General features: G+C 68.0%; 27 protein-coding genes and 1 riboswitch. Of the genes, 17 read left to right on the forward strand and 10 right to left on the reverse strand.

From position 1 onward, the window contains the following. Positions 1-15: 15 nt before the first annotated feature. Complete coding sequence (locus BSP_RS13860; RefSeq protein ID WP_054766250.1) at positions 16-702, forward strand: murein L,D-transpeptidase catalytic domain family protein; 687 nt, start codon at positions 16-18, stop codon at positions 700-702. Between the two features lie 3 nt (positions 703-705). Here BSP_RS13860 and BSP_RS13865 read toward each other — a convergent pair whose 3' ends face one another. From BSP_RS13865 to purD, 3 genes are read right to left on the reverse strand one after another with little or no spacing between them, the layout of a single operon-like run. Further along, the gene (locus BSP_RS13865; protein ID WP_152950710.1) at positions 706-981 is read right to left on the reverse strand and encodes a type II toxin-antitoxin system RelE/ParE family toxin; all 276 of its coding nucleotides are present in this window, start codon (positions 979-981) and stop codon (positions 706-708) included. Continuing rightward, complete coding sequence (locus tag BSP_RS13870) at positions 969-1,169, reverse strand: hypothetical protein (protein ID WP_007442400.1); 201 nt, start codon at positions 1,167-1,169, stop codon at positions 969-971. Before BSP_RS13870 ends, BSP_RS13865 begins: the two co-directional genes overlap by 13 nt. A gap of 31 nt (positions 1,170-1,200) precedes the next feature. Continuing rightward, a complete protein-coding gene (purD, locus tag BSP_RS13875) occupies positions 1,201-2,475 on the reverse strand; it encodes a phosphoribosylamine--glycine ligase (RefSeq protein ID WP_152950711.1) in 1,275 nt (424 codons plus the stop codon). A gap of 112 nt (positions 2,476-2,587) precedes the next feature. On the opposite strand from purD, the gene xseA reads away from it, so the two are divergent. The 7 genes from xseA to BSP_RS13910 all read left to right on the forward strand — a co-directional run bounded on the left by xseA (position 2,588) and on the right by BSP_RS13910 (position 9,941). Beyond that, positions 2,588-4,225, forward strand: a complete 1,638-nt coding sequence (xseA, locus tag BSP_RS13880; RefSeq protein WP_152950712.1) for an exodeoxyribonuclease VII large subunit — start codon at positions 2,588-2,590, stop codon at positions 4,223-4,225. Positions 4,226-4,282: 57 nt separating this feature from the next. Continuing rightward, complete coding sequence (lspA, locus tag BSP_RS13885) at positions 4,283-4,789, forward strand: signal peptidase II (RefSeq protein WP_152950713.1); 507 nt, start codon at positions 4,283-4,285, stop codon at positions 4,787-4,789. 111 nt (positions 4,790-4,900) lie between these two features. Further along, a complete protein-coding gene (locus BSP_RS13890) occupies positions 4,901-5,467 on the forward strand; it encodes a DUF3035 domain-containing protein (RefSeq protein ID WP_152950714.1) in 567 nt (188 codons plus the stop codon). A gap of 64 nt (positions 5,468-5,531) precedes the next feature. Continuing rightward, positions 5,532-6,200 (forward strand): Tat pathway signal sequence domain protein, encoded by a 669-nt coding sequence (locus tag BSP_RS13895; protein ID WP_152950715.1) that lies wholly within the window; start codon positions 5,532-5,534, stop codon positions 6,198-6,200. Next, a complete protein-coding gene (gene argS, locus BSP_RS13900; RefSeq protein WP_152950716.1) occupies positions 6,200-8,002 on the forward strand; it encodes an arginine--tRNA ligase in 1,803 nt (600 codons plus the stop codon). Before BSP_RS13895 ends, argS begins: the two co-directional genes overlap by 1 nt. Before the next feature lie 145 nt (positions 8,003-8,147). Continuing rightward, entirely contained in the window at positions 8,148-8,906 is a 759-nt protein-coding gene (locus BSP_RS13905) for an NYN domain-containing protein (RefSeq protein ID WP_152950717.1), read from the forward strand. Positions 8,907-8,930: 24 nt separating this feature from the next. Beyond that, positions 8,931-9,941: an adenosine deaminase gene (locus tag BSP_RS13910; RefSeq protein ID WP_152950718.1), complete on the forward strand. Its 1,011-nt coding sequence runs from the start codon at positions 8,931-8,933 to the stop codon at positions 9,939-9,941. 195 nt (positions 9,942-10,136) lie between these two features. On the opposite strand, the gene BSP_RS13915 is transcribed toward BSP_RS13910, so the two are convergent. After that, on the reverse strand, positions 10,137-10,772 hold the full coding sequence (locus BSP_RS13915; RefSeq protein WP_227975972.1) for a nicotinamidase: 636 nt from the start codon (positions 10,770-10,772) through the stop codon (positions 10,137-10,139). Continuing rightward, the gene (locus tag BSP_RS13920) at positions 10,769-11,740 is read right to left on the reverse strand and encodes a class 1 fructose-bisphosphatase (protein ID WP_152950719.1); all 972 of its coding nucleotides are present in this window, start codon (positions 11,738-11,740) and stop codon (positions 10,769-10,771) included. The genes BSP_RS13915 and BSP_RS13920 overlap by 4 nt, the downstream gene beginning before the upstream one ends. Before the next feature lie 157 nt (positions 11,741-11,897). Beyond that, a riboswitch (glycine riboswitch) is annotated at positions 11,898-11,993 on the forward strand. Between the two features lie 144 nt (positions 11,994-12,137). Between BSP_RS13920 and gcvT the strand changes: the two genes are divergently transcribed. The 4 genes from gcvT (at position 12,138) to gcvPB (ending at position 16,822) form a co-directional block, all read left to right on the forward strand. Beyond that, complete coding sequence (gene gcvT, locus BSP_RS13925; protein WP_152950720.1) at positions 12,138-13,253, forward strand: glycine cleavage system aminomethyltransferase GcvT; 1,116 nt, start codon at positions 12,138-12,140, stop codon at positions 13,251-13,253. Between the two features lie 138 nt (positions 13,254-13,391). Next, complete coding sequence (gene gcvH / locus BSP_RS13930; RefSeq protein WP_152950721.1) at positions 13,392-13,757, forward strand: glycine cleavage system protein GcvH; 366 nt, start codon at positions 13,392-13,394, stop codon at positions 13,755-13,757. 135 nt (positions 13,758-13,892) lie between these two features. Continuing rightward, positions 13,893-15,239 (forward strand): aminomethyl-transferring glycine dehydrogenase subunit GcvPA, encoded by a 1,347-nt coding sequence (gene gcvPA, locus BSP_RS13935; protein ID WP_152950722.1) that lies wholly within the window; start codon positions 13,893-13,895, stop codon positions 15,237-15,239. Positions 15,240-15,253: 14 nt separating this feature from the next. Then, on the forward strand, positions 15,254-16,822 hold the full coding sequence (gene gcvPB / locus BSP_RS13940) for an aminomethyl-transferring glycine dehydrogenase subunit GcvPB (RefSeq protein ID WP_152950723.1): 1,569 nt from the start codon (positions 15,254-15,256) through the stop codon (positions 16,820-16,822). A gap of 27 nt (positions 16,823-16,849) precedes the next feature. Here gcvPB and BSP_RS13945 read toward each other — a convergent pair whose 3' ends face one another. Then, on the reverse strand, positions 16,850-17,461 hold the full coding sequence (locus BSP_RS13945; RefSeq protein ID WP_370513361.1) for a TetR family transcriptional regulator: 612 nt from the start codon (positions 17,459-17,461) through the stop codon (positions 16,850-16,852). 77 nt (positions 17,462-17,538) lie between these two features. Between BSP_RS13945 and BSP_RS13950 the strand changes: the two genes are divergently transcribed. The 5 genes from BSP_RS13950 (at position 17,539) to BSP_RS13970 (ending at position 20,256) form a co-directional block, all read left to right on the forward strand. Further along, entirely contained in the window at positions 17,539-18,462 is a 924-nt protein-coding gene (locus BSP_RS13950; RefSeq protein ID WP_152950724.1) for an SDR family oxidoreductase, read from the forward strand. 216 nt (positions 18,463-18,678) lie between these two features. After that, positions 18,679-19,083, forward strand: a complete 405-nt coding sequence (locus BSP_RS13955; RefSeq protein ID WP_224764434.1) for a hypothetical protein — start codon at positions 18,679-18,681, stop codon at positions 19,081-19,083. 142 nt (positions 19,084-19,225) lie between these two features. Then, positions 19,226-19,696, forward strand: coding sequence for a DUF6789 family protein (locus BSP_RS13960; protein WP_054766268.1), 471 nt, complete (start codon positions 19,226-19,228; stop codon positions 19,694-19,696). Positions 19,697-19,790: 94 nt separating this feature from the next. Continuing rightward, positions 19,791-20,120, forward strand: a complete 330-nt coding sequence (locus tag BSP_RS13965) for a hypothetical protein (protein WP_152950725.1) — start codon at positions 19,791-19,793, stop codon at positions 20,118-20,120. Next, positions 20,113-20,256, forward strand: a complete 144-nt coding sequence (locus BSP_RS13970; RefSeq protein WP_152950726.1) for a hypothetical protein — start codon at positions 20,113-20,115, stop codon at positions 20,254-20,256. Before BSP_RS13965 ends, BSP_RS13970 begins: the two co-directional genes overlap by 8 nt. A gap of 88 nt (positions 20,257-20,344) precedes the next feature. Here BSP_RS13970 and BSP_RS13975 read toward each other — a convergent pair whose 3' ends face one another. The 4 genes from BSP_RS13975 to BSP_RS13990 all read right to left on the reverse strand — a co-directional run bounded on the left by BSP_RS13975 (position 20,345) and on the right by BSP_RS13990 (position 22,557). Further along, the gene (locus BSP_RS13975) at positions 20,345-20,860 is read right to left on the reverse strand and encodes a F0F1 ATP synthase subunit B (protein ID WP_054766270.1); all 516 of its coding nucleotides are present in this window, start codon (positions 20,858-20,860) and stop codon (positions 20,345-20,347) included. Beyond that, the gene (locus BSP_RS13980) at positions 20,860-21,402 is read right to left on the reverse strand and encodes a hypothetical protein (RefSeq protein ID WP_152950727.1); all 543 of its coding nucleotides are present in this window, start codon (positions 21,400-21,402) and stop codon (positions 20,860-20,862) included. Before BSP_RS13980 ends, BSP_RS13975 begins: the two co-directional genes overlap by 1 nt. 78 nt (positions 21,403-21,480) lie before the next feature. Beyond that, on the reverse strand, positions 21,481-21,705 hold the full coding sequence (locus BSP_RS13985; RefSeq protein ID WP_054766272.1) for a F0F1 ATP synthase subunit C: 225 nt from the start codon (positions 21,703-21,705) through the stop codon (positions 21,481-21,483). 63 nt (positions 21,706-21,768) lie between these two features. After that, a complete protein-coding gene (locus BSP_RS13990) occupies positions 21,769-22,557 on the reverse strand; it encodes a F0F1 ATP synthase subunit A (protein ID WP_152950728.1) in 789 nt (262 codons plus the stop codon). Positions 22,558-22,561: the final 4 nt, after the last annotated feature.

A 22,561-nucleotide genomic window follows, 5' to 3' on the forward strand; every position in this document is an offset into this window, starting at 1 on the left:
CAACGAGGGCGTCGCATGCGGCTTTCGAGACGAGGACTCATTCTGGGCGGCTCGGCCATGCTGGCGGGGTGCGCCAGCGCCAGCGCCACGGCCCCCGTGACGACGGCGGCGCTCCAGCCCGTCGCGGCCCCGGTGGTCGTTCCCCCGGTTCAGACCGTCAGCGTGACCCCGCCGCCGCTGGATCCTCGCGGCGCCGTTCCGAAAGATCTGATGGACCGGGCCATGGCGGCCCTGGACATCCACCACCGCAAACTCCCCCTGCGTGACCGGATGTATCTGGTCGATTTCAAGAAGTTCTCGGGCGACGAGCGGCTGTACGAGGTCGATCTGATCGCAGGCGAGGTCAAGGTGCTGCGGACCTGCCACGGCCGGGGCTCCGACCCCGACCATTCCGGCTATGCGCGCCGCTTTTCCAACACGCCCGATTCCAACATGTCCTCGATCGGCGCCTACGCCACGGCCGGCGCCAGCTGGGGCAAGCAGCAGGGGCCGAACGTCCTGCTGGACGGGCTGGAATACACCAATGACAAGGCCCGCGAGCGCGCCATCATCGTTCACGGCGCCGACTACGCCGACCCGGACTTCCTGGCGCGGGAGGGCAAGCTGGGCCGCAGCTACGGCTGTTTCTCGGTGGCCCATACCGACTTGCCGGAACTGCGCGAGCGGATGGGCGAAGGCCGGCTGCTGTTCGCCTGGGCGTAAGGCCTATCGCTCGGGGCGTCGGGCCGAGTGGCGGATGGTGATTATGCGAATCTCGCTGGGCAGGATGGCGTAGCGGATCACATAGGGGCGGATCGAGACCGCCTCGCGAAGCCCATGGCGTATTTGCCTGCCGCGATCCGGAAAGGCGCTCAGACTTTCGGCCAGATCGATCAGGCGAACCGCCAGGCGAATCGCCGCTGGCGGGCTGAAACCTTGCACATAGGATTGGATGGCGATCAGGTCTTCCCGAGCTTGCTCGGTCCAGACTACTCGCCGCATTTCGGCGGCGGGAGCGGATTGTCCGTTCCCCAAGACAGAAGCCACCGCTTTACGGCTTCATGGCTCACGACCCGCCCGGCCTCGGCGTCGGCGAGGCCACGCAGGGTCGCCGCCTCGTCCGCCGCGTCGTCGGCGATGTCGAAGACGCCCGGCTCGTCGTCATCTTCGTGGTACGCGGGATCAGCCATGGCGCGAGCCTACCACACCCCGCCGATACGGTCAGCCCCGGCCCAGGGCCCGCCAGCCGATGTCGGCGCGGTTGAAGCCGCCGGGCCAGTCGATCTTCTTGATGGCGTCGTAGGCGCGCTCGCGGGCCTGGGCGATGTCGTCGCCTTCGGCGCAGACGTTCAGGACGCGGCCGCCGGCGGCGCACAGCTGGCCGTCGTCGCGACGCTTGGTGCCGGCGTGGAAGACCTGGACATGGGGACCGAAGTCCTGATCGGCGCCGCGGATGATCGAGCCTTCCAGCGGACTGTCGGGATAGCCCTTGGCCGCCATGACGACGCAGATGACCGTCTGAGGCTTGAACGCCGGCGCCGGCAGGCCGGAGACGTCGCCACGCGCGCAAGCCAGCAGATAGGGAACGATGTCGCCGGCCATGCGCATCATCAGCACCTGGCATTCCGGGTCGCCGAAGCGGGCGTTGAACTCGACCACCTTGGGTCCGTCGGTCGTGGCCATCAGCCCGGCGTAGAGGACGCCGCGATAGGGGGCGCCCTCGACGGCCATCTTGCGGATCGTGGGCTGAACGATGCGTTCGTCAGCCTGCTGGACCAGGTCGGCGGTGAAGACAGGGGCCGGTGAATAGGCGCCCATGCCGCCGGTGTTGGGTCCGGTGTCGCCGTCGAAGGCGCGTTTGTGGTCCTGGGCGCCGCCGAACAGGACAGCCTGTTTGCCGTCGCACAGGGCGAAAAGGGAGCCTTCCTCGCCGTCCATGAACTCTTCGATCACCACGCGGGCGCCGGCGGCGCCGAAGCGGCCGCCCAGCATGCGCTCGACCTCGGCCTCGGCGTCGGCGCGATCCGGGCTGATGGCCACGCCCTTGCCGGCGGCCAGGCCGTCGGCCTTGATGACATAGGGCGGCTGGAAGGCGTCGAGCGCGGCCTTGGCCTCCTGAACCGTCTCATAGACGCCGTAGCCGGCGGTGGGGATGGAATGACGCTCCAGGAAGGCCTTGGAAAAGGCCTTGGACGTCTCCAGCTGCGCGGCCTTGGCGGTGGGGCCGAAACAGGGGATGCCGGCGGCGGCCAGCCGGTCCGCCAGACCGGCCGCCAGGGCGACCTCCGGCCCGACCACCACCAGGTCCGCCTTGATCTCGCGCGCCAGGGCCGCCAGGCCCTCGGCGTCGTCAGCCTTGACTGGACGAAGCTCGCACACGGCCTCGATCCCGGGATTGCCGGGCGCGGCGACAAGGCGGGTGACCAACGGCGACTGGGCGATCTTCCAGGCCAGGGCGTGTTCACGCCCGCCCGATCCGACGAGGAGAATGTTCATAAGGTCGGCAATGACCGCACCGCGCGAGGCGGTCAAGCGGCGGGCGTCCGCGATATCGCCTCTTCCTTGGAAACGGGTGCGAAAACGATCCGCCTCGGGCTAGAGTGGCGTCATGAGCGACGACTCCTATGTGTTCGAAGGCCCAGCCGAGGCCGCCGCCCCGCGCGACAACAATCCGCCCCTGTCGATCTCGGAACTGTCCTTTGCCCTGAAGCGGACGCTGGAGGAGCGATTCGGCCACGTCCGGCTGAGGGGCGAGGTGTCCAAGGTCAATCGCCACGCCTCGGGCCATGTCTATCTGACGCTGAAGGACGACAAGTCGGCCATCGACGGCGTGATTTGGAAGGGGTCGGTGCGCGGCCTGGGCGTCCAGCCCGAGGCGGGGCTGGAGGTCATCGTCACCGGCAAGATCACCTCCTATCCGGCGCGGTCCTCGTACCAGATCGTGATCGAGAGCATGGAGGCGGCGGGGGCCGGCGCCCTCTTGGCCCAGTTGGAGCGGCTGAAGGTTCGCCTGCGCGATGAGGGCCTGTTCGAGCCGGGGCGCAAGAAGCCCCTGCCCCAGTTCCCGCGCGCAATCGGCGTGATCACCAGCCCGACCGGGGCGGTGATCCGCGACGTCCTGCACCGAATCGCCGAACGCTGGCCGTGCCGGGTGATCGTCTGGCCCGTGGTGGTCCAGGGCGAGGCGGCGTGCGGCCAGGTGTCGAACGCCATTCGCGGCTTTGATGCGATGACGCCCGACGGACCCATCCCCCGGCCGGATCTGCTGATCGTGGCGCGCGGCGGGGGGTCGGTTGAGGACCTGTGGTGCTTCAACGACGAGGGGCTGGCCCGCACGGTGGCGGCGGCGCGGATTCCGATCATCTCGGCCGTGGGACACGAGACGGACACCACCCTGATCGACTTCGTCTCGGATCGGCGCGCGCCGACGCCCACGGGGGCGGCCGAGATGGCCACGCCTGTGCTGGCCGACCTGAGATACGCCGTCGCCGACCTGGATCGACGGCTGGTGCTGGCGGGCGGGCGGCTGATCGAGGATCGGCGGACCCGGCTGCGCGCCGTGGCGCGCGGACTGCCCGCTCGGCCGGAGGACCTGACGGCCCTGGCGCAACAGAGGCTGGACCATGTGTCCAGCCGTCTGGGTTCGGGCCTGCAACGCAACATCGCCCTTCACGAACGCCATCTGGCCGTGACCGGCGGAAAGTTGAGCCCCGGGCTGCTGCGGACCCGGATCGAGCGGGGTCAGGATCGACTGCGCGGCGCGGGGGACCGGCTGGGGGCGGCGCTTCAGGCGGGTGTCGCGCGCGGCGAGCGACGGCTGTTGCAGATCGGCGGCCGCCTGTCGCCCGAACCGCTGCACCGCCGCCTGGACCAGCGCCAGGCCAGGCTGGACGCGGTCTCCGCGCGCCTGGACGGCGTCATCCCCCGTCGACTGGACGGCGACCGAGCCCGGCTGAACGCCCTGTCCCGCGCCCTGGCGACGCTTGATCCCAGCCGCCCCAAACCCGGCTTCGCCCGGGTCGAGCGCGCCGACGGCGGCTGGATCACCGCAGCGGCGGGGCTGGAATCGGGCCAGACTGTCCGACTGGTGTTCGGCGACGGCGCGCGCGAGGCCGTCATCGACGGCGCGGCGCAGAACCCGCCGCCTACGCCGCCCTCTGCGACGCCCCAGTCAAAGCCCCAGTCGACTCCACGACCGACGTCTCGGCCCAAGCGCCCCGCGCCGGACCAGGGCGACCTCTTCTGACGTCCGGTCCCGCTTTTCCGCTTCGCGCCTGAGCCGCTTCCTGCTAACCGCCGCCGCATGAAGATCCCCCGCATCGCCTTCGCCGCCTATGGCTTCGCCCTTCTGATCATCGTCCTGGACCAGCTGACCAAGGCCTGGATACTGAGCCTTCCGGACGTGGCCTCGATCGAGCAAATCCCCGTCGGCTACGTCTTCGCCGAGGTGTTCCCGCCGATCCTGCGATTCACCTTCGTCCAGAACACCGGCGTCAGCTTCGGCCTGTTCGGCGGGGGCGAAGCGCGCTGGGGTCTGACCATCTTCTCCGTCCTGGTCTCGGGCGCCCTGGCCTGGTGGGCGACGCGGGCCGATCGTCGTCTGCTGATCACCGCCATCGGCCTGGTGATCGGCGGCGCCCTGGGCAATGTGATCGACCGGGTGCGGTTCGGCTATGTGGTCGACTTCATCGACGTTTCGGGCACAGGCGTCTTTCCCTGGGTGTTCAACGTCGCCGACAGCGCCATCACCATCGGGGTCGTCCTTCTAATCATCGACAGCTTCCTGTCCGACCGGGCCTCCAAGGCCTGAAAACGGCTGCAAGGTTGGCGCGGCCCCCGAAAAGTCGTAATCACCCCGTCTTCACTATGCCAACAGCGCCCGCAGAGGCGCTCCGTGCATCAGCCGATCGAGCCTGAACCCATGCGTATCCGCAGCGTCGCCGCCCTGACCCTCGCCGCCTCAGCCGCCCTCGCCGTCTCGGCCTGCGGCAGCCTCAAGCAAGGCATCGGCCTGACCAAGGTCGTGCCGGACGAGTTCGTGACCGTCTCCACCGCGCCGCTCAGCGTGCCGCCGGAATACGGCCTGCGTCCCCCTGCGCCCGGCCAGCCCCGCCCGCAGGAGCTGGCGCCCGAAAGCGCCGCCCGTCAGATTCTGCTGGGTCAGCGTCAGGCCGTCACCCGCACCCCCGGCGAACAGGTCCTGGTGGCCCAGGCCGGCGCCGATCAGGCCGACCCCCTGGCCCGCTACGTCGTCGACGACGAGTTCGGCGACATCGCCCACAAGGACGAAAGCTTCGCCAACCGCGTGATGTTCTGGCGCAAGGACGACGCCTCGACCCAGGCGGCCACCACCCGCCAGACCGCCGAGGGCCAGCAGACGATCGACGCCTCGACCGAGGCCGCCCGGCTTCAGGCCCTGACGGGCGGTCGTGAGGCCATCACCATCACCCCGCGTCGCAGCGGCGGTTTCAAACTGCCGGGTCTGTAAACCGGTCGAACCCTTGTCGGACGCCGGCTGCGGCGTTGGTCCTTTCGCTGTCGGAAATCATTTGATGCGTCGCCTGCTCACCGCCCTGGCCGCCGTTTCCATCGCGGCCTCCGTCCTGCCTGTCGCCGCCGAGGCGCAGCAACGTCAGCGTCAACGCGGTTCCAGCGGACAGCAGGCGGACGGGTCGGAGAATGCGCCGTCCACCCGCGCGCCCCGGATCGCGCCCCTGCGCCGCCGCGCCAACGCCGGCCCCTGCCCCTTCGTCAAGGTGCTGTACGACGCCGCCCGCTATGTGGAGCTGGAAGGCGGTCGCGCCGCCATCGCCAACGTCGGCTACACCGGCGAGATCGAAGGCGTCTCGGCCGATTGCGAATATCGCGAAGCCGATCCGATCCGACTGGACATGGACATCCTGTTCCAGCTGGGCCGCGGCGCCCAGGCGACCGAGGATCAGAAGACCTATCGTTACTGGGTCGCGGTGACCGAACGGAACAGCGCCGTCCTGGCCAAGGAATATTTCGACCTGCCGGTGAAGTTCGACGGCCAGCGCACCGCCTCGGTCAACGAACAGCGGACCATCATCATTCCCCGCGCCGAGGCCACCACCAGCGGTGGCAATTTCGAAGTTCTGATCGGTTTCGACGTCACGCCCGAAATGGCCGAGTTCAACCGGTCCGGCAGCCGCTTCCGCGTCAACGCCGGAGCCGCCCAAGCCTCTGCGCCGAGCCAGTAATGTCTGATCTGAAGACCGTCCTCAGCGAAGCGGTCGCCGCCGCCTTCGCCGCCGAAGGCGTGGATGCGGCCCTGGCGCGCGTCACCCCGTCGGACCGCCCCGACCTGGCCGACTTCCAGTCGAACGGCGCCCTGGCCGCCGCCAAGGCGTTGAAGGCCAATCCGCGCGAACTGGCCGGCAAGATCGCCGAGCGGCTGACCGCCGACGCCCGCTTCGTCTCGGTCGAGGTGGCGGGGCCGGGCTTCATCAATCTGAAGATCGCCGACGCGACCCTGGCCGAACGCGCCGCAGAGGTGGCGGCCGACGCCGAGCACGCGGGCGCAGCCGTCGTGGCCGATCCGCGCAAGGTGGTGATCGACTACGGCGGTCCGAACGTGGCCAAGCCGATGCACGTCGGCCATCTGCGCAGCGCCATCATCGGCGAGAGCCTGAAGCGGCTGTTCCGCTTCCGCGGCGACCATGTCACCGGCGACGCCCATTTCGGCGACTGGGGCTTCCAGATGGGGCTGCTGATCACGGCGTGCGGCGACGAGGGTCTGGCCGACGCCTTCATGGCCGACGGCGACGGCCCCTTCCCCGCCGAAAGCCCGGTGACCCTGGCCGATCTGGACCGGCTGTATCCGCAGGCCGCCGGCAAGGCCAAGGAAGACCCGGCGTTCCGCGACCGGGCCCGCAAGGCGACGGCGGAGCTGCAGAACGGCCGCCCCGGCTATCGCGCCCTGTGGTCGCATTTCGTGGCGGTCAGCCGCGAGGCGCTGAAGCGCGAATACGGCGACCTGTCGGTCGATTTCGACCTGTGGAACGGCGAGAGCGACGCCGATCCCCTGATGGACGAGATGATCGCCCATCTGAAGGCGACGGGCCTGCTGGTCGAGGACGACGGCGCCCAGGTGGTGCATGTCGCCAAGCCGGGCGAGACCCGCAAGAAGAAGCTGGCCGACGGCTCGGTGATCGAGGCGCCCTCGCCCCCGCCCCTGCTGGTGATCAGCTCGGAAGGCTCGGCCATGTACGGCACGACCGACCTGGCCACGATCCTGGACCGCAAGAAGGCCCTGGCGCCGGACCTGGCCCTGTACGTCGTCGACGAACGCCAGGCCGAGCATTTCGAACAGGTGTTCCGCGCCGCCTATCTGGTCGGCTACGCTGCGGAAGGGTCGCTGGAGCATCTGGGCTTCGGCACCATGAACGGCGCCGACGGCAAGCCGTTCAAGACCCGCGCGGGCGGGGTGCTGAAGCTGCGCGACCTGATCGACCAGGCGACGGACAAGGCGCGCGAGCGGCTGCATGAGGCCAAGCTGGGCGACGACCTGTCGCCGGAAGAGTTCGAGGCCATAGCCCACAAGGTGGCCATCGCCGCCCTGAAGTTCGCCGACCTGTCGAACGCGCGGACCACCAGCTACGTCTTCGATCTGGACCGGTTCATGAGCTTCGAGGGTAAGACCGGCCCCTATCTGCTGTACCAGGCGGTGCGGATCAAATCCCTGCTGAGAAAGGCCGCCGAACAGGGCGCCGCGCCCGGCGCCATCGTCATCGCCGAACAGGCGGAACGGGATCTGGCCCTGACGCTGGACGCCTTCTCGACCGCCGTGTCGGACGCCTATGACAAGCGGATGCCGCATCTGGTGGCGGAACACGCCTATCGGGTGGCGCAATCGTTCTCGAAATTCTACGCCGCCTGCCCGGTGCTGGTGGCGCCGGACGAGGCGACGCGGGCCTCGCGCCTGGCCCTGTCGGCGGCGGCGCTGCTGCAGTTGGAAACGGCGTTGAACCTGCTGGGGATCGAGACGCCCGAACGGATGTGACCGCCGTTCTGTGACCTGAAAGACGCGGACTCTGCTCTTCAGCTCTGATTAACCTTCGCCGGGTTCAGGGAGCGGTCGACGGATGGGGACCGGCGGTCAGCAGTCTAAGGGGCGTCGCTGGGGTCAGCATCGGGGACGCATCCGCGTGGCGGACGGCGCCCTGCGGCCGTTCGGCCCCCGCGATCTGACGCCGCCGTTCCTGAAGCGCCGGGCGATCCTCTATGTGGACGGCTACAACCTTTTCCACGCCCTGCTGAACCAGAAGCGGCGCGAATGGCTGTGGCTGGACTTGCAGGCCTTGGGGCGGGGCCTGATCGATCCGACGGAGCGGCTGGCCGGCGTGGTCTGGGTCAGCGCCCACAAGCCCCAATCCCGCTCGCGGATGGAGGCCCTGTTCCGCTATGAGGCGGCGCTGAGGGCGCGCAAGGTTCGTTGCCTGATGGGCCATTTCATCGTCCATGGCGAACACTGCCGCGCCTGCGGCAATGTCTGGAGCGCGTCCACGGAGAAGCAGAGCGACGTCAACCTGGCCCTGGCGGTGGCGGACGATGTGGCGGCGAACCGGGTCGATTCCGTCTATCTGCTGACCACCGACGGGGACCACGCCGCCACCGTGCGGTACGTGCGCGAGGCCTATCCGGAAAAGCGGATCGTCAGCGTCGCCCCGCCCGGCCGGGCGCACAATCGCCAGATCGCCGCCTGGACCGACGAACTGGTCGGGATCGGGCCCAATCTGCTGGCCGGGTCCATGCTGCCCGACCGGCTGAAGACGGCCAGGGGCTGGGTCGAACGGCCCGAGGCCTGGAGCGCCCGCCCCAGCCTGCCCCCGCCCCCCGATCCGCCGCCGACGAACGACGCGGGGAAGACCAAGGCTGGACATCTGCGGCTGGTGGTGTCGAATTGACGCCTTCTCTTCGAAGGATGCCCCATGTCGTTAGACGCCTATATCGCCGGCCTGCCCAAGGCGGAGTTGCACCTGCACATCGAGGGCTCGCTGGAGCCGGAGCTGATGTTCGAACTGGCGCAGCGCAATGGCGTGTCCATTCCCTATGACAGCGTCGAGGCGGTGCGGGCGGCCTATGATTTCTCGAACCTGCAGGACTTCCTGGACATCTATTACGCCGGGGCGGCGGTCCTTCTGACGCGCCAGGATTTCGAAGATCTGGCCTTCGCCTATTTCCAGCGGGCGGCCGCCGACAACGTGCGCCACGCCGAGATCTTCTTCGATCCCCAGACCCATACCGACCGGGGCGTGCCCTTCGGCGTGGTGGTGGAGGGGCTGATCGCGGGAATGGACCGGGCCAAGGCGGAACTGGGCGTGAGTTCGGGTCTGATCCTCAGCTTCCTGCGTCATCTGACCGAGGAGGAGGCGTTCGCGACCCTGGAGGCCGCCAAACCCTATCTGCACCATTTCATCGGGGTGGGGCTGGATTCGTCGGAGGTCGGACATCCGCCGTCCAAGTTCCAGCGCGTCTTCGCCGCCGCGCGCGACCTGGGTCTGAAACTGTGCGCCCACGCGGGCGAGGAAGGCCCGCCGGCCTATGTCCACGAGGCCCTGGATCTGCTGCACATCGACCGGATGGACCACGGCAATCGCTCGATGGAGGACGAGGTTCTGGTGGAGCGGCTGGCCCGAGAGCAGATGACCCTGACCGTCTGCCCCCTGTCGAATCTGAAGCTCTGCGTGGTCGACGATCTGAAGAACCACCCCGTGCCGGAGATGCTGCGCCGGGGCCTGCACGTCACCCTGAACTCGGACGACCCGTCCTATTTCGGGGGCTATGTGAACGACAACTACAGCCGGTTGGCGGCCGCGGTGGGCCTGACCCGCGAACAGGTGACACAGATGGCGAAGAACAGTTTCGAGGGGTCGTTCCTGGGCGAGGCGGAGAAGGCGGCGTATCTGGCGGAGGTGGAGGCCTACGCGAAGAGGGGGTGAATCCTTCTCCCTTTCGTCATCCTCCGGCGAGCTTAGCGAGACCGGGGGACCCAGCGGCGCGCGTGAGTGCGAACCTGTCGCGGACTCGGTCCTCCAACATCTTGCGGTGTTGAGATTTCGCCTGACGGCGCCGCTGGGTCCCCCGGTCTGCGCCGCGAAGACGCGGCTTGCCGGAGGATGACGACAGTATCGGGGTCAGCCGAGTAGGGCTGTAGCCCCCATCTCCGAAACCCCCAGCGCCCGGAAGCTGTCCCGCGCCGCCGCCTCGGTCTGTGGCGCGATCGCGCGGCTGGCGCCTGTGACGACCACGGCCTGGAAACCCTCGCGCACCGCATCCTCGGCGGTGAAGCGGACGCAGTAGTCGAAGGCCAGGCCGGCCAGGAAGACGCGGGTCACGCCCAGGTCGCGCAGCAGGCCGGCCAGGCCGGTGGAGGTGCGATGGTCGTTCTCGAAGAAGCCGGAATAGGAATCCACTGCGGGGTTATAGCCCTTGCGGATCACGGCCAGGGCCTTTTGCACCGTGGGCGCCGCGTCGGGGTGGAAGTCGGCGCCGGGCGAGCCCTGGATACAGTGGTCGGGCCACAGCATCTGGCTGCCGTAGCCGACCTCGATCTCGGTGAAGGGGGCCGCGCCGGGGTGGTTGGAGGCGAACGAAATCTGGTCCGGCGTGTGCCAGTCCTGGGTCAGGACCACCCGGTCGAACCGTTCGGCCAGCCGGTTGATCAGCGGCATGATCCCCGCCCCGCCCGCGACCGCCAGAGAACCGCCCTCGCAGAAGTCGTTCTGCGGGTCGATGACCAGAAGGGCGTCAGTCGGACCTATCTTCATCATGCGCTCGCGTAGGCGTCGATCTCGTTGGCCGAGCCCAAGGCGACGGGGATGCGCTGGTGCAGATGCTCGGGCTGGATGTCCAGGATGGGCTGGGTCCCGTCCGTCGTCGCCTTGCCCCCGGCCTGTTCGACCAGGAAGGCCATCGGATTGCCTTCGTACATCAGGCGCAGCTTGCCGGGCTTGTTCGGCTCTCGCTTGTCCCACGGATAGTAGAAGACGCCGCCGCGCATCAGGATGCGGTGGACGTCGGCGACCATGGCGGCGACCCAGCGCATGTTGAAATTCTTGCCACGGGGCCCTTCGTCGCCCTTCAGCAGATCGCCCACATAGGTCTGCACCGGCTCGGCCCAGTGGCGCAGGTTCGACATGTTGATGGCGAACTCCTTGGTGTCCAGGGAGATGGCGATGTCGTCGTGGGTCAGGATCCAGTCGCCGTCGTTCGACAGGGTGAAGCCCTTGACCCCGGCGCCCGTGGTCAGGACCAGCATGGTCTGGGGACCGTACAGGGCGTAGAGGGCGGCGACCTGATTGCGGCCGGGCTGCATGAAGTCGGCCTCGGTCGGCGAAGGCGTCGCAGACTTCAGCACCGAGACGATGGTCCCCACCATGGCGTTGATGTCGATGTTGGACGAGCCGTCCAGCGGATCGAACAGGACCAGATATTGGCCGGTGGAATTGGCCGCCGGCTGAACCTCGTCCATCTCCTCCGAGGCGACGCCGGCGACGGCGGGACAGGCCAGGAGGGCGTCGGTCAGCATGTCGTTGGTCATGACGTCGAGCTTCTTCTGCTCCTCGTCCTGAACATTGATCTGGCCCGAGGCGCCCAAGGCCCCGGCCAGGGCGCCGCCGGCGACCAGAGTGCTGATGTCGGCGCAGGTGGCGGCGGCGACCGTCAGGACCGTCTTCAGCCCTTCCGGAACCTCCAGGGCGGCGATGTGGGCGTCGAGGCGGGTGCGGTCGGCGGTCATGGGATCGGTCCGGAGCGGCGGAGAGGGACGCTCCGTTCTTGGCGGGCGGACGCAGGGAGAGCAAGGGCGAGCCGACGCCGGACGTCAGGAAGTGCGACAAGGCGGCGTCAAAACACGCCTGCGCTTGACTTGCGGCCGGAGTCGGTGGCTTAGGTCGGTTGCTCTCGCGGGAGAGATCGGCACGCCTCGGCGGGTCGACGCCGAAGGCGCAACCGCCCCGGAAACGCTCAGGCAAACGGACCGCGAAGCATACGGACGCTGGAAAGCCGCTCTTCACGGGCGCGCCGACGGAGCAAGGCGACATGATTTGGTCGCCGGAATCTCTCAGGCTTCAGGACAGCGGGGGCGCGAGGACGGCGGAGCTCCGCCACAACACGCGACCGTGAAAGCCTGAACCATGACCGATCAGACCCTGAAGACCACGCCCCTGAACGCCGCGCACCGCGCCCTGGGGGCCCGGATGGTGGGCTTCGGCGGCTATGACATGCCGGTCCAGTATGAGGGCGTCCTGGCCGAGCACCGCTGGACCCGCGAACACGCCGGCCTGTTCGACGTGTCCCACATGGGCCAGTGCAAGATCACCGGCGCCGACGCCACCGCCCAGTTCGAGCGGTTCGTGCCCGGCGACTATGAAATCCTGAAGGCGGGCAAGCAGAAGTATTCGCTGCTTCTGAACAAGGACGGCGGGATCATCGACGACCTGATGGCCGGCCGCCCGGATCACGACGGCCTGTTCGTCGTCGTCAACGCCGGCAACAAGGACGAGGACTTCGCCTTCTGGCAGGCGAACCTCGAAGGCGACGCCAAGCTGACGGTGCTGGACGACCGCGCCCTGATCGCCATCCAGGGGCCGGAAGCCGCCGAGGTCATGGCCGCCCACGAACCGATCCTGGCGGAAATGGGCTTTATGGAATGCGCCCGGCTGATGCTGTTCGGCGTCGACTGCTATGTCTCGCGTTCGGGCTATACCGGCGAGGACGGCTATGAAATTTCGGTCCCGGCGGACCAGGCCGAGCGCGTCTGGAACGCCATCCTGGAAGACGCCCGCGTCAAGCCGATCGGCCTTGGCGCCCGCGACAGCCTGCGCCTGGAGGCCGGCCTGCCGCTGCACGGCCACGACATCGACCCGACCACCAGCCCGGTCGAAGGCGCCCTGACCTTCGCCCTGTCCAAGTCGAGGAAGGAGCGCGCCGACTTCACCGGCGCCGACCGCATCTTGAAGGAACTGGCCGATGGCCCGTCTCGCGTCCGCATCGGCCTGATCGTCAAGGAAGGCGCCCCGGCCCGCGAAGGCGCCGAGATCGCCGACGCAGACGGCAATGTCATCGGCAAGGTCACTTCGGGCGGCCCCTCCCCCACCCTGGGCAAGAATATCGCCATGGGCTTCGTGCCGCCGGCCCATGCCGCGCTGGGCACGGAGTTGAAGGTCATCGTGCGCGGCAAGCCCGCCGCCGCCGAAGTCGTCGCCATGCCCTTCGTGGCGCAACGCTATTACCGGAAGCCGAAGGCGTAACATTCACCCCGTCACCCTCGGGCTTGACCCGAGGGCCGGATTATCCGCCGCATTGCGTCGGGATCAACACAGAGAACGATCCGCCTCCGATCCTCGGGTCAAGCCCGAGGATGACGGGGTGGGAGATGGAGAAGAGAAATGAAATTCACCAAGGATCACGAGTGGGTCAGCCTGGACGGCGACATCGCCACCGTGGGCATCTCGAAACACGCCGCCGACGCCCTCGGCGACGTGGTGTTCGTGGAAGTGCCGGAAGTCGGCAAAACCGTCGCCAAGGGCGCCAGCTTCGCCGTGGTCGAGAGCGTCAAGGCGGCGTCCGACGTCTACGCCCCCGTCTCGGGCGAAGTGGTCGAGGCCAATGACGCCCTGTCGACCGCTCCGGAAACCGTCAACTCGGCCCCGGAAGCGGACGGCTGGTTCGCCAAGATCAAGGTGTCGGACGCTGCCGAACTGGACGCCCTGATGGACCAGGCCGCCTACGACGCCTTCCTCGCCACCCTCTAATCTCAAACTCCGTCACCCTCGGGCTTGACCCGAGGGTCGGAGGATCAACCACTCGTGCGAAGCCTTAGACGCACGAGCCGCACAACATCCGATCCTCGGGTCAGGCCCGAGGATGACGGGTGAAGGAAACCGGCAATGCGTTATCTCCCCCTGACGCCCGACGACCGCACGGCGATGCTCGCCGCCATCGGCGCCAAATCGATCGACGACCTGTTCGTGGACGTGCCCGAGGCGGCGCGGCTGGACGGGCCGGTGAACCTGCCGCGGGTGGCGGGCGAGTTGGAGGTCGAGCGCGCCCTGTCCGCCATGGCCGCCAAGAACGCCACAGCCGGCGCCGTCCCCTTCTTCTGCGGCGCAGGGGCCTACAAGCACCATGTCCCGGCGACGGTGGATCATATCATCCAGCGGTCGGAGTTCCTGACCAGCTACACCCCCTACCAGCCGGAAATCGCCCAGGGGACTCTGCAGTATCTGTACGAGTTCCAGACCCAGGTCGCGAACCTGACCGGCATGCCGGTGGCCAACGCCTCGCTTTATGACGGTTCGACCGCCATGGCCGAGGGCGTGCTGATGGCGACCCGCGTGACCCGCCGCAACAAGGCGGTGATCTCGGGCGGGGTGCACCCCCACTACGTCAAGGCGACCGAGACCGTGGTCCACGCCGTCGGCGTCGAGACGCAAGTCCTGGCTCCCGCCGTCGACGCCGAGGCCGCCGTGATCGACCAGATCGGTCCCGACACCGCCTGCGTCGTGGTTCAGACCCCGAACGTCTTCGGCGCCGCAACGGATGTCACGAAGATCGCCGAGGCCGCCCATGCAGCCGGCGCCCTGCTGATCGTCGTGGTGACGGAAGCCGTGTCTATGGGCCTGCTGAAGTCGCCCGGCGAGATGGGCGCGGACATCGTCGCCGCCGAGGGCCAGTCGATCGGCAACGCACTGAACTTCGGCGGCCCCTATGTCGGCCTGTTCGCCACGCGCGAGAAGCTGATCCGCCAGATGCCCGGCCGCCTGACCGGCGAGACCGTGGACGCCGACGGCGAGCGCGGCTTCGTCCTGACCCTGTCCACGCGGGAACAGCACATCCGCCGCGACAAGGCGACGTCGAACATCTGCACCAATTCCGGCCTCTGCACCCTGGCCTTCACCATCCACATGAGCCTGCTGGGCGAGACGGGCCTGCGCAAACTGGCCCTGCTGAACCACGAGAAGGCCCTCGCCACGCGCGACGCCCTGGCCGCCGTTCCGGGCGTCGAAATCCTGACCGACCGCTTCTTCAACGAGTTCGCGGTGCGCCTGCCCAAGAACGCGGCCGAGGTCGTGGATCAGTTGGCCGCCCATCACGTCCTGGCCGGCGTGCCCTACAGCCGCCTGGCCCCCGACGCCGGCATGGACGACGTCCTGCTGGTCGCTGCGACCGAAACCACCCTTGACGCCGACATCAAGCTCCTGGCGACCGCCCTCGCCAAGGTGCTGGCGGCCTGAGCGGAGACAAGACCATGAGCACCATGAACACCGTCGGCCGCCCGACCGCCCCGAACCAGGTACAGACCAAGCCCGCCACCCTGACCGGCGGGCGCGGCCTGTTGCAGAACGAGCCGCTGATCTTCGAAGGCGAAGGCTGGGGCAAGACCGGGGTCGACCTGCCCGAACCGAAGACCGATGCGTCGGACCTGGGCGACCTGGTCCGCAAGGATCCGATCGGCCTGCCCGGCCTGTCGGAGCCCGAGGCCATGCGCCACTATGTGCGCCTGTCGCAGAAGAACCACGCCATCGACCTGGCCATCTATCCGCTGGGCTCGTGCACGATGAAGCACAACCCGCGCCTGAACGAGAAGATGGCGCGTCTGGCCGGTTTTTCGGACATCCACCCCCTGCAGCCGATGTCGACGGTTCAGGGCGCGCTGGAGCTGATGGATACGCTGGCCCATTGGCTAAAGACCCTGACCGGCATGCCCGCCGTCGCGCTATCTCCGAAAGCGGGAGCGCACGGCGAACTGTGCGGCCTGATGGCCATCCGCGCCGCGCACGAGGCCTCGGGCCAGCATGAGAAGCGCCGCAAGGTGCTGGTGCCCACCAGCGCCCACGGCACCAACCCGGCCACCGCCGCCTTCGTCGGCTATACCGTCGTCGAGGTCGCCCAGACCGAGGACGGCCGCGTGGACGTGGCCGACCTGGCGTCCAAGCTGGGCGACGACGTCGCCGCCATCATGGTGACCAACCCCAACACCTGCGGCTTGTTCGAGCGCGACATTCTGGAAATCAGCCGCCTGACGCACGAGGCGGGCGCCTATTTCTACTGCGACGGCGCCAACTTCAACGCCATCGTCGGCCGGGTTCGTCCGGGCGATCTGGGCGTGGACGCCATGCACATCAACCTGCACAAGACCTTCTCGACGCCGCACGGCGGCGGCGGGCCGGGCGCGGGTCCGGTGGTGCTGTCACAGGCCCTGGCGCCCTTCGCCCCCGCCCCCTGGGTCGTGCATGACGATAGCGGTTACGCGCTGATCGAACGGGAAGAAGGCGAGGCAGCCCAGGCCTTCGGCCGCCTGTGCGCCTTCCAGGGGCAGATGGGCATGTATGTGCGCGCCCTGTCCTACATGATGAGCCACGGCGCCGACGGCCTGCGTCAGGTCGCCGAGGATGCGGTGCTGAACGCCAACTACATCAAGGCCCGCCTGTCGGACCTGATGAGCGCAGCCTTCCCCGACGGCCCCTGCATGCACGAGGCCCTGTTCGACGACGAATGGCTGAAGGGCACGGACGTCACCACGCTCGACTTCGCCAAGGCGATGATCGACGAGGGCTTCCACCCGATGACCATGTATTTCCCCCTGGTCGTCCACGGGGCCATGCTGATCGAGCCGACCGAGACCGAGTCCAAGGCCGAGCTGGATCGCTTCATCGAGGCCATGCGCCTGCTGGCCCAGGCGGCCAAGGCCGGCGACGTCGACCGCTTCAAGGGCGCCCCCTTCCACGCCCCCCTGCGTCGTCTGGACGAAACCCGCGCCGCCCGCTCGCCGGTGCTGCGCTGGACCGCCCCTGCGGGTTCGAACCAGGCGGCCTAAGCCGCTCTTGGCGTCCGCCGTCCTGGATCAGGGCGGCGGACGCTGGCCCGCCATGCGTCTCAGGACGGCGAAGGCTTCGCGGCCGAACCGTTCAGGCCCTTCGCCCGGATGGGCGAGCCAGGCCTCGCCGGCCAGTTTCATGATGCTGACGCCGATCGCCGCCGCGACGCGACAGGCGACGTCGTCCGGGGCCAATCCCTTCCGCTCGGCCAGCGTCTGGGCCAGCAGCCGCTCCACCCCTTCATACTTTGCGTGATCACCGGCCTGAAGGGCGGGCGTCTGATGGATCAGCCGCGTCAGGTCCAGCATGTCGGGCGTCTGGAAGCGCGCGGCGACATCGGCCAGCCCCCCCTCCACCATATCGAGCAGCGGTTCGTCGCACGGCCGGGCCGCCACCGCCTGGGCGATCATCTCAGGGATTTGGGCCTTGAGGGAAAAGACGATCTCTTCCTTGGAGCCGAAATAGTTCAGCAGGGTGCGGCGCGATACGCCCGCCGCCGCCGCCACCTCGTCCAGGGTGGCGCCGTCAAATCCCTTTTCGATGAACAGCCGCAGGCCTTCGGCCTGAATGCGGGCGTGGGTTTCCTGCCGCTTTCGCGCACGCAGACCCTGCTCGTCAGGAAAAACTTTTTCTTGCACTTCTTGCATATTTGCACCGGATGCAGATATGCAAGCCGGAGCCCTTCGGAAATTCAGTTCACCCCAGGATAGCCGCAATGACCCAATGGACGACAGCCGATATTCCCGACCAGAGCGGCAAGCTGGTCATCATCACCGGGGCGACCGGCGGCATCGGCTTGGAGGCGGCGCTCGTTCTGGCTGAAAAGGGCGCCGAGGTCGTTCTGGCCGCGCGCAATCCGGACAAGGGCGATCAGGCGGAACGGCTGATCCGCAGTCGCCACCCTGAGGCCCTCGTGCGGTTCGAACGGCTGGACCTGGCGGACCTCAGCTCTGTCGCCGCCTTCGCCGAGGCCCTCCTGGCGGCGGGTCGGCCGGTCGACATTTTGATCAACAATGCGGGCGTCATGGCCGTGCCCCGTCGCCGAACGACCATCGATGGTTTCGAGATGCAGTTCGGAACCAACTATCTATCCCACTTCGCCCTGACCGGCCGGCTCCTGCCACTGCTGACGGCGGCTCAGGCGCGAGTGGTGCAGTTGTCCAGCGTCGCCCATCGCGGCGGTCGGATTCAGCTCAGCGATCTGAACTATCGCTCCAATTACCGGCCCTGGCCCATCTATCAGCAGTCCAAACTGGCGATGTTGATGTTCGCCCTGGAGCTTCAGCGCCGCAGCGATCGCGAAGATTGGGGCCTGACCAGCGTGGCCGCCCATCCCGGTTTCGCCCGGACGGATCTGATCGCCAACGGCCACGCCGGCAGCCCGCCCGGACTTTTCGCCTTGGTCAGCCGCCTTCTGGCGCGCGTGGCCAGCCATTCGGCGGCCGACGGCGCCTTGCCGATCCTGATGGCGGCGACCCTGCCCCAGGCCGAACCCGGCGCCTATTACGGCCCTCAGGGCTGGCAGGAGATGCGGGGTGCGCCCGGCCGCGCCCTCATCAAGCCCCAGGCGCTGGATGTCGAAACCGCCCGCGCCCTGTGGTCCGAGTCCGAACGCCTGACCGGCGTCCACTACGGCTGACCAAGGCCCAGCCGCGTCCTGTGGGACACAGAGTGCGACAATCCGGCTTCATGACCAAAGCTTCATAGGAAAGCCACGGATCGGCCATCGAACCGGATCTTAAGGGGTTATGTGACAACCTCGCCACGGTCGCTCTTTCCCTTCCCGGCTTGGGATCGGGTGGGCGTGGCGACCGTTGTCACACCTCAGTCAGTCCTCCTCCCTCCCGGCGCCCTCGTGATCTCCGCACCCGCTCTCGTCCTGTCCTCCGCCTCGCCTCGCAGCCGCAAGCTGCGGGTGCTGAAGCGTTGGGCCCTAATGGCGGGCGGGCTGTTCGTGGTCCTGCTTGGCATTCTGATCGCCCCCCTGCCCGGCCCCGGCGGCGTCCCGGTGATCGCGGTCGGCCTGATGCTGATCCTGAAGAGCTCCTTCTGGGCCAAGCGACAGTTCATCCGCGCCCAGTACGCCCGGCCCAAATGGGTCTATCCCTTCCGGCGGCTGATGCGGAAAAAGCCGGAGTTCGCGCCGGTCTTCTGGCAACAGGCCTTGCGCGCCGAAAAGGTGATCCTGACCCGGCGTCGGCGCGGCCTGATCCGTCTGCGCAAGGGCCTTCGCCGCTACATCCGCAAACTGTTCCGCTGACCGCGCGCGCATCAGCGATCATTTCGCGCTTGCGTTGCTGCGTTCGCTAACCACGGCAACGTGAACGCCGACCGTCCGAGTCAGGCGTATTCTGTCCCAGCGTTATCAGAGAACCAGAAAAGCGTTGGGAGGCGCTAAGGTCATGATGTCACGCTTACAAAAAGGTCTGATCGCCGGTTTCGCCGCCACGGTCGCCGTGTCCCTGCTGGAAATACCCAATCTGTTCCTGAACTGGTTCGACCCGTTCCAGAGCGTCATCGCCGCCCTGATCGGCATGCCCGACGCCCTGGCCGTGGGCTGGGTTCTTCATGCGGTGGCCGGGGTGCTGATCCTGGGCCCCCTGTTCGCCTACCTCTGCCCGCGACTGCCCACCGACACGCCCGAGACCAAGGGCATCGTCTTTGCGGTCGGCGCCTGGGTGGTGATGATGGCCGGCGTCTTCATCGTCGGCGACTACCGTACCTTCAACGCCGGCTCGGGCTTCGGCACCATCGCCTGGCTTCTGGTCACCCATGCCGTGTTCGGGATCGTCCTGGGCAATGTCTATGCCCGGCTGGTCGCGCGCGACAAGCGCCAGACGCCCCATGTGATCGGCGGCGCCACGGCCCACTGATCTCGGCGGGCCGGACGGCCTGGTCTCCAGGCCGTCCCTGCGTCCGGCTTTCTACACAGACGAACCGGACGGTGGGCCGACGGCTTCCCCTGCGATGAACCGCAAGGAAGATCCGACGCGCCGAGGGCGCATCCGCTGGGAGCCTCTGCTGGTCGGCGGCGTGGTCCTGGCCCTGATCGCCTATTACCTCGTCGCTGAGGTGATCTGGCGAAATCCTCAGGCCGCCAGCGACAGCGAGACGGCCGTAGTCCAACCGGCCGTCGTGCCGCCGCCCGGCGGCGCCGTCCCGCCCAGCGCGCCCGCCGTGGCGCCCGGCGACAATCCGGCCCTGCGCGGCCAGTCGGCCGTGCGCGGCGACGGCGCGCCCCTGAACGGCTCCACGACCTCGACGCCGCCCCCGCAGCCGATGCAGACCGATGACTGAGCCCGACCGCGATCCAGACGGCTTCAGCCGCCGCAGTGAAAGCGGCCCGCCCTTCCGCATCATGGGCGGGGTCATCGTCTTCATCCTGGTGATGATCGCTGTGGTTCTGACGGTCAGCGGCGTCATCGGGCGCTGAGGGGCCGCCCCAAAACGACTTCGGCCGAAACCGCCAGAGCGATTTCGGCCGAAGGACGGGCGTTGAGACCCGGTCAGACTTGAGGTCGTCAGTTCAGGCGGTCGCCGATCTGGGCGATGGCGGCGTCCAGCAGCGGATCCTTGGCGCCGCCGGCGAGGCGGGCGGCCAGGATCTGTTCCGCGGCCTTGGCGGCCAGGTCGGCGGCGGCGGCCTTGACCTCGGCGGACGCCTGGGCCTCGGCCTGGGCGATGCGGGCCTCGGCCATCTTCTGGCGACGCTCCAGCGTCTCTTCCAGCTTGGCCTTGGATTCGACTTCCAGACGACGGGCGTCGGCTTCCGCCTGGGCCATCATATCAGCGGCCTGGGCCTCTGCCTCGGCCTTCTCCTTGCGGATCTGGGCCAGCAGGGCTTCGGCCTCGGCGCGCAGACGGGCGGCCTCGTCCAGGTCGGCCTGGATCTTGGCGCCCTTGGCGTCCAGCTGGGCGGCGACCATCTTGGGCACGCCGACGGCGATCAGAATACCGAAGAAGATCAGCAGGCCGACGCCGACCCAGATCTCGGGATTCGACAGGTCCCAGATGCCCGGTTCAAAGATCAGGTTCATCAGGCGGCTCCCTTGGCGAGGTCGAGTTCGGCCTTGGTCGCGGCCTGGCCGGTCAGGCGCTCCACCATGGCGGCGGCGGCGTCGGAGGCGATGGTCGAGACATTGCCCATGGCGGCGTCGCGGGTCTTGGCGATGGCGGCCTCGGCTTCGGCGATGCGGGCATTGACCACGGCTTCTTCAGCAGCCTGGCGCGCGTTGGCTTCTTCCGTGACGCGCGCCTTGGCGGCGGCGGCGGTGGCGCGGGCGTCGGCGCGGGCCTTGGCCAGATCGGCCTGGGCCTGGGCGGCCTGTTCGGCGGCCTCGGCCTGGACCTGACGCGCGGTGGCGACGGCGCCGGAGATGGTCTCGCGACGTTCATCCATCACGCGGCGCAGGCGCGGCGCGAAGACCTTGGCGATCAGGAAATAGAGCAGGAAGAACAGGACCAGCAGATAGCCCATCTGCCCGGCCCAGTGCTGGGTCTCGAACTGGGGCAGTCCGCCGCCGCCGTGGCCTTCGGCCTCGGTGGTCGCGTGCGTGTCGTTAGAATTGGGTGCGGCCATGGTGTCCGTTCGTCCGAAAAGCAGAAAGGCGGCGACGGCCTCAGCGAGAAGCCGCCGCCGCCCCGAACCCCGGATAGATCAGGAGTTCAGGATCAGGATGCCCAGCACGAAGGCCAGGATGCCCAGGGCTTCGGCCAGAGCCGCGCCCACGAACAGGTTGCCGACTTGCGAGGCGGCGGCCGACGGGTTGCGCAGCGCGCCGTTCAGGAAGTTGGCGAAGATGTTGCCCACGCCGATGGCCGAGCCGATCATGCCGAGGGTGGCCAGGCCGGCGCCGATGTACTTGGCGGCTTCAGCTTCCATGGTGAGTATCCTTGTTTCAGTCAGGTGGGTTGGAAGAAGGGAGTTCTCGAACTGGGCCGGGCCTTAATGGCCTTCACCCAGGTTGACCACATCATTGAGATAGATGCTGGCCAGAACGGCGAACACGAACGCCTGAAGGAAGGCGACGAGGAATTCGAGGGCGGTCAGGGCGACGACCATGGTCATCGACAGGGCGGCGATCGGCAGGCCCCAGAGGCCCAGGCCCTCGCCGACGAAGGCGCCGGCGCCCAGGGCCACGACGAAGCCGGCGAAGATCTTCAGCGCGACGTGGCCGCCCAGCATGTTGCCGAACAGACGAAGAGCCAGGGTCACCGGACGCAGCAGGAAGGACAGGAACTCGATCGCGCCGACGACAGGGCGCAGCACCAGAGGCGCGCTGGCCGGCCAGAAGAGTTTGAAGAAGCCCAGGCCGTTCTTCAGGAAGCCCACGCCGATGACCAGCAGGATGGTCAGGGCGGCGAAGGTGACCGTAACCGCCAGCTGCGACGTCGCGGTGAAGCTGAGGAACATGCCCAACAGGTTCATCACCAGCACCAGGAGGAACAGGCTGAAGACGAACGGGAAATATTTGCGGCCGTCGTGGCCGATGATCGAATCGGTCACCCCGTCGATCATATCGAACAGGCTTTCGCCCGCCGTTTGCAAGCGGCCAGGCACCACCTTGGCGCCTGAGGTGACGAACTGCAGGAACAGGACGATGGCCACGAAGGCGACCGTCATGGCGACGTGCGAATTGGTGATCGCCAGCTGGGTGTGGCCGAAGACAGGCAGGTTCACCGCGCCGAAATCGACGAGCGGCTGGATCTTAAACTGGTGAAGCGGATCGGCCATCAGC

The sequence above is a fragment of the Brevundimonas sp. Bb-A genome, assembly GCF_009394735.1.
In the GTDB taxonomy this organism is placed as follows: Bacteria; Pseudomonadota; Alphaproteobacteria; order Caulobacterales; family Caulobacteraceae; genus Brevundimonas; species Brevundimonas aurantiaca.

Coding starts and splice junctions, on each gene's coding strand:
- BSP_RS13860 (WP_054766250.1), top strand. CDS start 16: ATGCGGCTTTCGAGACGAGGACTCATTCTGGGCGGCTCGGCCATGCTG.
- BSP_RS13865 (WP_152950710.1), bottom strand. CDS start 981: ATGCGGCGAGTAGTCTGGACCGAGCAAGCTCGGGAAGACCTGATCGCC.
- BSP_RS13870 (WP_007442400.1), bottom strand. CDS start 1,169: ATGGCTGATCCCGCGTACCACGAAGATGACGACGAGCCGGGCGTCTTC.
- purD (WP_152950711.1), bottom strand. CDS start 2,475: ATGAACATTCTCCTCGTCGGATCGGGCGGGCGTGAACACGCCCTGGCC.
- xseA (WP_152950712.1), top strand. CDS start 2,588: ATGAGCGACGACTCCTATGTGTTCGAAGGCCCAGCCGAGGCCGCCGCC.
- lspA (WP_152950713.1), top strand. CDS start 4,283: ATGAAGATCCCCCGCATCGCCTTCGCCGCCTATGGCTTCGCCCTTCTG.
- BSP_RS13890 (WP_152950714.1), top strand. CDS start 4,901: ATGCGTATCCGCAGCGTCGCCGCCCTGACCCTCGCCGCCTCAGCCGCC.
- BSP_RS13895 (WP_152950715.1), top strand. CDS start 5,532: ATGCGTCGCCTGCTCACCGCCCTGGCCGCCGTTTCCATCGCGGCCTCC.
- argS (WP_152950716.1), top strand. CDS start 6,200: ATGTCTGATCTGAAGACCGTCCTCAGCGAAGCGGTCGCCGCCGCCTTC.
- BSP_RS13910 (WP_152950718.1), top strand. CDS start 8,931: ATGTCGTTAGACGCCTATATCGCCGGCCTGCCCAAGGCGGAGTTGCAC.
- BSP_RS13915 (WP_227975972.1), bottom strand. CDS start 10,772: ATGATGAAGATAGGTCCGACTGACGCCCTTCTGGTCATCGACCCGCAG.
- BSP_RS13920 (WP_152950719.1), bottom strand. CDS start 11,740: ATGACCGCCGACCGCACCCGCCTCGACGCCCACATCGCCGCCCTGGAG.
- gcvT (WP_152950720.1), top strand. CDS start 12,138: ATGACCGATCAGACCCTGAAGACCACGCCCCTGAACGCCGCGCACCGC.
- gcvH (WP_152950721.1), top strand. CDS start 13,392: ATGAAATTCACCAAGGATCACGAGTGGGTCAGCCTGGACGGCGACATC.
- gcvPA (WP_152950722.1), top strand. CDS start 13,893: ATGCGTTATCTCCCCCTGACGCCCGACGACCGCACGGCGATGCTCGCC.
- gcvPB (WP_152950723.1), top strand. CDS start 15,254: ATGAGCACCATGAACACCGTCGGCCGCCCGACCGCCCCGAACCAGGTA.
- BSP_RS13950 (WP_152950724.1), top strand. CDS start 17,539: ATGACCCAATGGACGACAGCCGATATTCCCGACCAGAGCGGCAAGCTG.
- BSP_RS13960 (WP_054766268.1), top strand. CDS start 19,226: ATGATGTCACGCTTACAAAAAGGTCTGATCGCCGGTTTCGCCGCCACG.
- BSP_RS13965 (WP_152950725.1), top strand. CDS start 19,791: ATGAACCGCAAGGAAGATCCGACGCGCCGAGGGCGCATCCGCTGGGAG.
- BSP_RS13970 (WP_152950726.1), top strand. CDS start 20,113: ATGACTGAGCCCGACCGCGATCCAGACGGCTTCAGCCGCCGCAGTGAA.
- BSP_RS13975 (WP_054766270.1), bottom strand. CDS start 20,860: ATGAACCTGATCTTTGAACCGGGCATCTGGGACCTGTCGAATCCCGAG.
- BSP_RS13980 (WP_152950727.1), bottom strand. CDS start 21,402: ATGGCCGCACCCAATTCTAACGACACGCACGCGACCACCGAGGCCGAA.
- BSP_RS13985 (WP_054766272.1), bottom strand. CDS start 21,705: ATGGAAGCTGAAGCCGCCAAGTACATCGGCGCCGGCCTGGCCACCCTC.
- BSP_RS13990 (WP_152950728.1), bottom strand. CDS start 22,557: ATGGCCGATCCGCTTCACCAGTTTAAGATCCAGCCGCTCGTCGATTTC.